This is a genomic window from Streptomyces sp. NPDC057939, from assembly GCF_042887545.1.
Taxonomy (GTDB): domain Bacteria; phylum Actinomycetota; class Actinomycetes; order Streptomycetales; family Streptomycetaceae; genus Streptomyces.
The window spans coordinates 56192-66094 of sequence record NZ_JBHVPG010000047.1 but is presented as its reverse complement, the minus strand read 5'-3'; the positions used below and the strand labels follow the sequence as shown (position 1 = coordinate 66094).

Below are 9903 nucleotides of genomic sequence, written 5' to 3'. Positions count from 1 at the left end.
GCGCCGTGTTCCGCGGCGCGTCCTGTGCCGCGTCCGCGGCGCGTGCTGCCGCGCGTCCTGCTCGGTGTCCTACTTCGCGTCCGAGCCCTGCTTGAACTCCAGCGCCCCCGCCATCCGCGCCAGCTGTTCGAAGGAGGCCGTCCCGGTCACGACGGTGACGTAGCCCTGCTCCTGCCGGACGAGCGCGTCGTACTTCTCGCCCTCCCACCGCTCCCAGGCCCGGTCGCCGATCTGCTCGGTCCCGCCGCCGGCCCGCGCGCCCTGGGTGACCTTCGACAGGTACTTCGGCGAGACGTCGGTGGACTGCTCCACCGCCACGTACTCCTCGTCCGAGGCGAGGAAGCCCAGGTGCCAGGCGTTCGCGTTCTTGCGCTCGTACGTCACCGAGGTCGCCCGCCACTCCTCGGGGAGCCCCACGGGAGCCGCCACCGGGTACGGCGCCGCGCGCCGGGCCGTCAGGGTCTCCACCCGGTAGTCGACCGTGCGCGTCGGATCGGCGTCCTCGTCGTGCGGGACGAAGATGTAGATCCCCGCCACGACCACGCCGATCACCGCCAGCGATCGGAACATGTCCCAGATCGTCTGCTTGCCCCTCATACCTGCCACCGGACCATCGTCCCGCATCCCGCGGGGGCGATCACCGCCGGGGTGGCCGTGTCGGGCTCGCGCACGGGAAAGGGGGCCGCCCGAGCGCAAGGTGTCCGCTCACGCCAACCCCTTGACCGATATTCCGCTCATACGTGACCCGGCCTGCTCAATATGTCGACGTACCGATAGAGTTCCAGCACCCTCACATCCCGGCCGTCGTCGTACAGAAAGGTGCGCTCCGATGACCGAGCACAACCTGCCGCCCCAGCTCGAAGTCCATCCCGACTCCCCCGACCGCAACCTCGCCCTGGAACTGGTCCGGGTCACCGAGGCCGCAGCCCTGGCCGCCGGCCGGTGGGTCGGTCGCGGCGACAAGATCGGCGCCGACGGCGCCGCCGTCAACGCGATGCGCACCCTGATCTCCACCGTCTCGATGAACGGCGTCGTCGTCATCGGCGAGGGGGAGAAGGACGAAGCCCCCATGCTCTTCAACGGCGAGCGGGTCGGCGACGGCACCGGCGCCGAGGTCGACATCGCCGTGGACCCGATCGACGGGACCACGCTCAACGCCAAGGGCATGCCCAACGCCATCGCCGTACTGGCGGCCGCCGACCGCGGCACCATGTTCGACCCGTCCGCGGTCTTCTACATGGACAAGCTCGTCACCGGCCCCGAGGCCGCCGACTTCGTCGACATCAACGCCCCCGTCGCGGTGAACATCCGCCGCGTCGCCAAGGCCAAGAGCATCGCCGTCGAGGACGTCACCGTCGTCATCCTGGACCGCCCGCGCCACGAGGGCATCGTCAAGGAGATCCGCGAGACCGGCGCCCGCATCAAGTTCATCTCGGACGGCGACGTCGCGGGCTCGGTCATGGCGGTGCGCGAGGGCACCGGCGTGGACCTGCTCCTCGGCATCGGCGGCACGCCCGAGGGCATCATCTCGGCGTGCGCCATCAAGTGCCTCGGCGGCACCATCCAGGGCAAGCTGTGGCCCAAGGACGACGCCGAGCGCGGTCGTGCCATCGACGCGGGTCACGACCTGGACCGCGTCCTGACCACGACGGACCTGGTGTCCGGCGAGAACGTCTTCTTCGTCGCCACCGGCATCACGGACGGCGAGCTGCTGCGCGGCGTCCACTACCGCTCGGAGACCGCGACGACGTCCTCGCTGGTCATGCGCTCGAAGTCGGGCACGATCCGGCAGATCGACTCCACCCACCGACTGTCGAAGCTGCGCGCGTACAGCGGGATCGACTTCGACCGCGCCAAGTAGGAGCGGGCAGGAGAGCGGCCGGCCCCGAGGGCGGTACGACGTGAGGGGCGGTCCCGCGTGCGGCGGGTCCGCCCCTCTCGCGTCCGTACGTCGTACCGCGCGCCCGGCCGGGGCCGGGGCGCGGCGGATCGGGCTCAGCCCGCCGCGGCGATGGGCCCGGGCCCGGCGGCGCCGGGCAGCAGTTCGGTGGCGCGCCGCCTGCGCCGGCCCAGTACGACGCGCCGCTCGGCGGCGGTGAGACCGCCCCAGACGCCGTAGGGCTCGGGCTGGAGCAGGGCGTGCTCGCGGCAGGCGACCATGACGGGGCAGCGCGCACAGACCCGCTTGGCGGCCTCCTCGCGGGCGAGCCGGGCCGCGGTGGGTTCCTTGGAGGGGGCGAAGAAGAGCCCCGCCTCGTCCCTGCGGCACACCGCCTCCGCGTGCCAGGGGCCGTCCTCTTCCCGGGCCGGCACCCGCGGCTTCGGCACGGCGGCCGTCCGCGTCGGAAGGCTCTGGACGACGGCTGCCTGCAGGGACTGATGCGGCGGATGCGGCACGGTCTACTCCTGACGACGTATACGCGAGCGAGAGACGATGCACCAGTCCCTACCCGCTGGGCGTGCCCCTATGCCCCACGGGCCGCCGGGCGCGGGAGGTTCGACCGAAATACGACGCAGGCCCGAAACCCCCGTGCGACCCCGTCCCCCACGCGTGACGCGCGAACCGTTCAGCCCTCCATGCGCTTGCGGAACTTCTGGGCGAGGTCGACGAGTCGGGCCCCGGGCTTGGGGCGGGCCTCGATGTTGCCGAGCAGCGAGAAGCCGCGGACGATCACGACCGGCGCCTGCGGATCGGTGGCGCCGCGGGCCTGGCCGCTGACCTCGAAGTTGCCGAGGACCCCGCTGCCGTAGCCGCGCAGGGTGACGTTCTCCGGGACGATGATCTCGACGTTGCCGAGCACCGACGTCACGTTGATCTCGGTGATCTGCTGCTCGAAGACGGCCTCGGTCAGGTCGATGTTGATGTCGCCCATGACCGAAACGGCCCGGGTACGGGCACCCGGGCGCCAGCGGCCCTTGCGGGCGGAGGCGCTGCACACGGCGACGACGGTCTCGGTCCAGCCCGAGCCGGGGGCGGTCACGGGGGCGGCGGCAGCGGACCCCGGGGCGGCCGGGAGGTCCCGTACGAGCACGTCCAGCTCGCCGACCGTCTTGAAGGCGTAGAGGGAGTCCAGGCGCTCGGAGTGCTCCTCGGCGGTCAGCCGGCCCTCGGCGAGGGCGTCCGAGAGGATCTGCGCGATCCGGTCCCGGTCGGCGTCGGAGGCGCGCAGCTCGGAAGGGGCGGCGGCAGCGGGGGCGGGGTGCTTTTCCAGGTCCACGACGTCAGCATAGCGAGACACGATAGATCGCGATACTACTGAGTGAGCCTTACCTCACAGACGTGGCGCCGCCGGGAGGTCCTACGCTTGATACCGCGCTGCCAAATTGGTCGCCAGCGCCGTCTGCCGATTGAAGGAATGCCCCCAATGCCGGAGTTCGCGTACACCGACCTGCTGCCCCTGGGCGAGGACACCACCCCCTACCGGCTGGTGACCGCCGAGGGCGTGTCCACCTTCGAGGCGGACGGCCGTACGTTCCTCAAGGTCGAGCCGGAGGCGCTGCGCAAGCTCGCCGAAGAGGCGATCCACGACATCCAGCACTTCCTGCGCCCCGCGCACCTGGCACAACTGCGTCGCATCATCGACGACCCGGAGGCCAGCGCCAACGACAAGTTCGTCGCGCTGGACCTGCTGAAGAACGCGAACATCGCCGCGGCCGGCGTGCTGCCGATGTGCCAGGACACGGGCACCGCGATCGTCATGGGCAAGCGCGGCCAGAACGTGCTCACCGAGGGCGGTGACGAGGCGGCGCTGTCCCGCGGCATCTTCGACGCGTACACGCGCCTGAACCTGCGCTACTCGCAGATGGCCCCGATCACGATGTGGGAGGAGAAGAACACCGGCTCGAACCTGCCCGCGCAGATCGAGCTCTACGCGACCGACGGCGGCGCGTACAAGTTCCTCTTCATGGCCAAGGGCGGTGGCTCCGCCAACAAGTCCTTCCTCTACCAGGAGACCAAGGCGGTCCTCAACGAGGCCTCCATGATGAAGTTCCTGGAGGAGAAGATCCGCTCGCTCGGTACGGCGGCCTGCCCGCCCTACCACCTGGCGATCGTCGTCGGCGGCACCTCCGCCGAGCACGCCCTGAAGACCGCCAAGTACGCCTCCGCGCACTACCTGGACGAGCTGCCGCGCGAGGGTTCGCCGCTCGGCCACGGCTTCCGCGACGAGGCCCTGGAGCAGCAGGTCTTCGAACTGACCCAGAAGATCGGCATCGGCGCCCAGTTCGGCGGCAAGTACTTCTGCCACGACGTGCGCGTGGTGCGCCTGCCGCGCCACGGCGCCTCCCTGCCGGTCGCCATCGCCGTGTCCTGCTCGGCCGACCGCCAGGCCACCGCGAAGATCACCGCGGAGGGCGTCTTCCTGGAGCAGCTGGAGACGGACCCGGCGCGCTTCCTGCCGGAGACCACCGACGAGCACCTGAACGAGGCCGCGGACGTCGTCTCCATCGACCTGAACCAGCCGATGGACGACATCCTGGCGACCCTGACCAAGCACCCGGTCAAGACCCGCCTGAGCCTGACCGGACCCCTGGTCGTGGCGCGCGACATCGCGCACGCCAAGATCAAGGAGCTGCTGGACTCGGGCGCGGAGATGCCGCAGTACCTGAAGGACCACCCGGTGTACTACGCCGGCCCGGCGAAGACCCCCGAGGGCTACGCCTCCGGCTCCTTCGGCCCGACCACGGCCGGCCGCATGGACTCCTACGTCGAGCAGTTCCAGGCGGCGGGCGGCTCCAAGGTCATGCTGGCCAAGGGCAACCGCTCGCAGCAGGTGACGAACGCCTGCGGCACGCACGGCGGCTTCTACCTCGGCTCCATCGGCGGCCCGGCGGCGCGCCTGGCGCAGGACTGCATCAAGAAGGTCGAGGTCCTGGAGTACGAGGAGCTCGGCATGGAGGCGGTCTGGAAGATCGAGGTCGAGGACTTCCCGGCGTTCATCGTGGTGGACGACAAGGGCAACGACTTCTTCCAGAACCCGGCCCCCGAGCCGACGTTCACCCACATCCCGGTCCGCGGCCCGGGCCTGTAGCACACGCACACCGGAGGGGCCCTCTGCCGATCGGCAGAGGGCCCCTCCGGCATCTCCGCCGGTCGGCGGATGGAGTCGGGGGCGCCGGACGGCGAGGCTTTGACCACGAGCAAACAGCCTCGACGACAAGGGACTTCACGATGATGAACCGCACCCGCACCCGCACCCGCGCGCTCGCCGTCGGCCTCACCACCGTCGCCCTCCTCGCCTCCGTCGCCGCGACCGTCCCCGGTTCCGCCGCCGCGCCGAAGGTCCGGCCCGGCGCCGTGCACGGGGCGGCCTCGATCCTGTACGTGTACTCCGCCGACCACGACATCCGCTTCACGGTCGACGCAGAGGCGGCCCCGTTCAGCAGGCCGCTGAACGACCCCCGGGTCAAGAACGGCCTGCCCACGGACGCCCGCGGCAAGGTGACCTTCTCGCACGGCGTCCCCGGTCAGGACATCACCCGCTGGGGCGAGGCGGAGGTGGATTGCCTGGTGACGGGCCGGCGGACGGCCACGCTCAGCGCGGTGATCACGGCCGGGAACACCGACGAGGTGGGCAAGCGGATCGGCATCAGCATCGAGGACGGCGGGCGCGGCGAGCCGGACCGCCTCGGCTTCTCCTGGGGCGTCGCCAACCTGGACGTGCAGCCCGACGGCACGATCGTCCAGCCGACGGTGGGCACCTGCATGGCCCTGGCCCCCTTCGCCGAGGTCACCAAGGGCGGATTCAAGCTCACCCCGGCCACCCTGCCTCCCCTGCCCGTCGTGCCGAAGGGCTGACCGGCGTTCGTCACGATCGGCCGGGGCGATCCGCTCGCGGGGAACGGTCACGAACTGTTCAACCGCGGGTGGAGCATGCCGTCCGGGGGTGGACGGCGCACCGGGATAACGTCGGGGACATGACGCAGCTGTTCCCTTCCACGGCCCGTGACGTGCGGGTCGTCGCCCATCGGGGGGCCTCCCACGAGCACCCCGAGCACACCCTCGCCGCCTACCGGCAGGCCATCGCCGACGGGGCCGACGCCCTGGAGTGCGACGTGCGGCTGAGCGCCGACGGGCGGCTCGTGTGCGTGCACGACCGGCGGGTGGAGCGGACCTCGGACGGGCGCGGGGTCGTCTCGGCGATGACGTACGAGGAGCTCGCCGCCCTCGACTTCGGCGGCTGGAAGGGCCCGGAGCACCGCGGCGCGCGGGTGCTGCTCTTCGAGGACCTGCTGCGGGAGGTGCTGGCCGCGCCCCGGCCCGTCGGGCTGGCCGTGGAGACCAAGCACCCCACGCGGTCGGGCGGCCGGCTGGAGGCCGAGCTGGTACGGGTCCTGCGGGACCACGGCCTCGCGGACGGCTCCGACGGGCGCGTCGAGGTGATGAGCTTCTCGCGGAGCGCGCTGGTCCGGACGCACCGGCTGGCGCCGGGTCTGCCCGCCGTGTACCTGATGGAGCGCCGGCTGCGGCCCGCGCGGCCCCCGTACGCGACCCACGCGGGCCCGGGCATCGACCTGGTGCGCCGGGATCCGGGACTGGTGGGGCGGTTGAAGGCCAAGGGGCTGGCGGTGCGGGTGTGGACCGTGGACGAGCCCGAGGACGTGGCGCTGTGCGTGCGGCTCGGCGTGGACACCATCATCACCAACCGGCCGCGGGACGTGCGCAAGCTCCTGCGCGACCTGTGAGGCACCCGGCCGGCGTGCGCCGGCCGGGTGTGGGGGGCGGGTGTGGGGATCGGGGGCGGTCGGAGGGGGTGCGGTTACGCGAAGCGCTGGTTCGCGGAGCCGTCGCAGGTCCGCAGGCGCAGTTGCTCGTGCGCGGCCTGGACGGTCAGGCACATGCCCGTCGCGGCGGCGGGGCGCAGGGTCGCGCCGTCACGGACGAACTGCTGGTTGGCGCCGCCGTGGCAGTTCCAGAGGATGAGGCCGGTGCCGTTGCCGTAGGAGGCGCCGGGGACGTCGAGGCAGCGGTCGTGGGTCAGTTCGACACGCAGGGACTTGCGGGCGGTGTCGTACCACCAGCCCTGGTTGCGGCCGCCGTGGCAGTCCCAGCCGACGACCTTGGTGTTGTTGGCGCTGGATCCGCCGGAGGCGTCCAGGCAGTTGCCGGTGGCGGCGTTCGTCAAGGGCGCGTACAGGTCGTCCCAGGCGCCTGCCTGCAGGACGGGCGTGCCGGTGCTCGCCGGGTCGGCGCAGGAGGCCTCGCGCAGGCCGGAGTCGTAGAACTGGGTGAGGCAGGACGCGAAGGCGCCGTGGCCCCGGTAGTTGGGGTGGAAGGACTGGCGGGCGGTGTTCTCGTCCCACGGGAAGTGGTCGCCGAGGTCCAGGTAGAGGCCGCGGGCCCAGGCGTCCTCCATGCAGACCTCGTGGCCGTGGAAGAGCCGCGAGTTGTCCAGGTAGAGGGCGCCGGAGTCGCGGGCGGCGGCGCGCATTCCCTTCTCGAAGGCGGGGACGGCGTGGTTGCGGCCCCAGGTGGCGTCGGAGTCGTAGCCGGCGCAGCCGCCGGGGAGCTTGCCGGGGAAGTTCGGGTTGTCGCCGAAGTCGGGGCCGATGGGGCTGGGGTAGCCCATGACGACGAGCTTGTAGTCGGAGTCGGAGTAGCCTGCGTCGCGCATGACGGTCCGCAGGTCCCCGACGGTCGACTGCACCTTGGGTTTCAGGCCGTCGACGCGGGCCTGCCAGCCCGGGGCGTACTTGGGTTCGCAGGTGCCCTGGATGAGCACCCAGCGGGTGACGCAGTCGGTCATGACGGGACCGAACTGGAGGTCGTCGTTGGCCCCGGCGACCAGCAGCACCATTTTGATCTTCGTGTTGCGCGCCTTGATCGCCAGACTGTCGCTCTGGACGAGTTCGTCCGCGTACTGCTTGCTGCCGCCGATCCTGATGTTGCCCGTGTACCCGCCGGAGCAGGCTACGTTGAAGGTCAGGTCGGCCTGGATGCCGGTGCGGTGGATGGCCGCGTCGGGCGAGCGGTGGCACTGGTTGTTCGGCGTGTTCGTCGCGGGGTCGTAGTTGCCGACGCCCTCGCCGGAGATCTCGCTGTCGCCGAGCGAGATGAGCCCGGTCCTGCGTTGGGCGGGCGGGCGGATCGCCGGGTCCCCGTAGATCCGGGTGGCCTCGGCGGCCCGGACGGCCTCCAGTTCCGGCGGCAGCGGGGTGACCGCGCCCGCGGTGGTCCCGGTGGCGGCGGGCGCCGCCTGGGCCATGGGGGTGACGGCGGTGACGCCCCCGAGGGCGGCCGCGATCGCCACGACCGAAGCGAAGGTAGATCTGAGCCTGGATCCCGTACGAGCACGTGCCATGAACGCCTCCCCGAAATCGGTGTTACCCACGGTATTTACTGATGGGTAGGGGAGTTGGGAACACTTCGAACAAGACAATTGCTCAACTTTTTCAGGAGGTCACGAACATGACTGAAGATCGGCAAACCGAAGCGTTCCGGATCGAGCACGACTCGATGGGTGACGTACGGGTCCCCCTCCACGCAAAGTGGCGCGCGCAGACCCAGCGCGCCGTGGAGAACTTCCCCCTGTCGGGCCAGCGGCTGGAGCGCGCCCACATCGCGGCCCTGGCCCGGGTCAAGGCGGCGGCAGCCGTGGTGAACGCGCGCCTCGGCGTGCTGGACGCGGACCTCGCGGAGGCCGTCCGGTCCGCCGCCGAGGAGGTCGTGGACGGCCGTTGGGACGAGCACTTCCCCCTCGACGTGTTCCAGACGGGTTCCGGCACCTCGTCCAACATGAACGCCAACGAGGTGATCGCCACCCTCGCCACCGAGCGGCTGGGGCGCGAGGTGCACCCCAACGACCACGTCAACGCCTCGCAGAGCTCCAACGACGTGTTCCCCTCCTCCATCCACATCGCGGCGACCGCCGCCGTCACCGGCGAGCTGATGCCGGCGCTGGAGCACCTGGCCGCCGCGCTGGAGCGCAAGGAGGCCGAGTTCGCCGAGGTGGTCAAGGCCGGGCGCACGCACCTGATGGACGCCACCCCGGTCACCCTGGGGCAGGAGTTCGGCGGGTACGCGAGCCAGGTCCGCTACGGCGTCGAGCGGCTGCGGGCGGTCGTCCCCCGGTTGGCCGAACTGCCGCTGGGCGGCACGGCCGTCGGGACCGGCATCAACACCCCGCCCGGCTTCTCCTCCGCCGTGATCGCCGAGGTCGCCAGGGCCACCCGGCTCCCGCTGACCGAGGCCCGCAACCACTTCGAGGCGCAGGGCGCGCGCGACGCCCTCGTGGAAACCTCCGGAATGCTGCGGACCATCGCCGTATCACTCACCAAGATTTCGAACGACCTCCGCTGGATGGCCTCGGGACCGCGCACAGGATTGGCCGAAATCAATCTCCCGGATCTGCAACCGGGGTCCTCGATCATGCCCGGAAAGGTCAATCCGGTCGTCCCCGAGGCCGTTCTGATGATCGCCGCACAGGTGATGGGGAACGACGCGACGGTCGCCGTGGCAGGTGCCGCCGGCAATTTCGAGCTGAACGTGATGCTTCCGGTGATGGCCCGGAACCTGCTCGAATCGATCCGTCTGCTCAGCAACGGAAGCCGGCTCCTGGCCGACCGCACCGTGGACGGGATCACCGCGAACGCCGAGCGTGCCAGGGAGTACGCCGAGTCCTCGCCCTCCGTGGTGACCCCGCTGAACCGCTGGATCGGCTACGAGGAGGCCGCCAAGGTCGTCAAGAAGGCGCTCGCGGAACGCAGGACGATCAGGGAGGTCGTGCTGGAGTCCGGCTACGTGGAGCGCGGAGACCTCACCCTCGAACAACTCGACGAAGCGCTGGACGTCCTGCGGATGACCCGCCCCTGACCCGGCCCCGAGCTGTTACCGGACAGGGGCCGAATCCGGTCGTTTACCGTCCCCGGGCACCTCGGTGACCTGCGCCGCAGCCACCGTACGGG

9 protein-coding genes are annotated in these 9903 nt (G+C 71.1%); 5 read left to right on the top strand and 4 right to left on the bottom strand.

What is annotated here, in order from left to right:
• Positions 1 to 69 precede the first annotated feature (69 nt).
• Positions 70 to 597: a DUF4245 domain-containing protein gene (locus ACFVS6_RS33970; RefSeq protein WP_389710071.1), complete on the bottom strand. Its 528-nt coding sequence runs from the start codon at positions 595 to 597 to the stop codon at positions 70 to 72.
• Between the two features lie 232 nt (positions 598 to 829).
• Between ACFVS6_RS33970 and glpX the strand changes: the two genes are divergently transcribed.
• Entirely contained in the window at positions 830 to 1861 is a 1032-nt protein-coding gene (glpX, locus tag ACFVS6_RS33965; protein ID WP_281207425.1) for a class II fructose-bisphosphatase, read from the top strand.
• Between the two features lie 134 nt (positions 1862 to 1995).
• On the opposite strand, the gene ACFVS6_RS33960 is transcribed toward glpX, so the two are convergent.
• Both ACFVS6_RS33960 and ACFVS6_RS33955 read right to left on the bottom strand, forming a co-directional pair.
• The gene (locus ACFVS6_RS33960) at positions 1996 to 2397 is read right to left on the bottom strand and encodes a WhiB family transcriptional regulator (protein ID WP_385575545.1); all 402 of its coding nucleotides are present in this window, start codon (positions 2395 to 2397) and stop codon (positions 1996 to 1998) included.
• A 170-nt stretch (positions 2398 to 2567) separates the two neighbouring features.
• On the bottom strand, positions 2568 to 3218 hold the full coding sequence (locus ACFVS6_RS33955; RefSeq protein WP_389710065.1) for a DUF1707 domain-containing protein: 651 nt from the start codon (positions 3216 to 3218) through the stop codon (positions 2568 to 2570).
• A 147-nt stretch (positions 3219 to 3365) separates the two neighbouring features.
• Here ACFVS6_RS33955 and ACFVS6_RS33950 point away from each other — a divergent pair, with 147 nt between their 5' ends.
• From ACFVS6_RS33950 to ACFVS6_RS33940, 3 genes are all read left to right on the top strand, one after another.
• Complete coding sequence (locus tag ACFVS6_RS33950) at positions 3366 to 5030, top strand: fumarate hydratase (RefSeq protein ID WP_389710064.1); 1665 nt, start codon at positions 3366 to 3368, stop codon at positions 5028 to 5030.
• Positions 5031 to 5170: 140 nt separating this feature from the next.
• Positions 5171 to 5797 carry a hypothetical protein gene (locus ACFVS6_RS33945; RefSeq protein WP_389710062.1) on the top strand — a complete coding sequence of 209 codons (627 nt, stop codon included), beginning with the start codon at positions 5171 to 5173 and terminating at the stop codon, positions 5795 to 5797.
• Between the two features lie 119 nt (positions 5798 to 5916).
• Entirely contained in the window at positions 5917 to 6684 is a 768-nt protein-coding gene (locus ACFVS6_RS33940) for a glycerophosphodiester phosphodiesterase (RefSeq protein ID WP_389710061.1), read from the top strand.
• A 74-nt stretch (positions 6685 to 6758) separates the two neighbouring features.
• Here the strand turns inward: ACFVS6_RS33940 and ACFVS6_RS33935 are convergent, their stop codons facing one another.
• Positions 6759 to 8300 (bottom strand): ricin-type beta-trefoil lectin domain protein, encoded by a 1542-nt coding sequence (locus ACFVS6_RS33935; RefSeq protein ID WP_389710069.1) that lies wholly within the window; start codon positions 8298 to 8300, stop codon positions 6759 to 6761.
• 107 nt (positions 8301 to 8407) lie between these two features.
• Here ACFVS6_RS33935 and ACFVS6_RS33930 point away from each other — a divergent pair, with 107 nt between their 5' ends.
• Positions 8408 to 9811: a class II fumarate hydratase gene (locus tag ACFVS6_RS33930; protein WP_389710059.1), complete on the top strand. Its 1404-nt coding sequence runs from the start codon at positions 8408 to 8410 to the stop codon at positions 9809 to 9811.
• Positions 9812 to 9903: the final 92 nt, after the last annotated feature.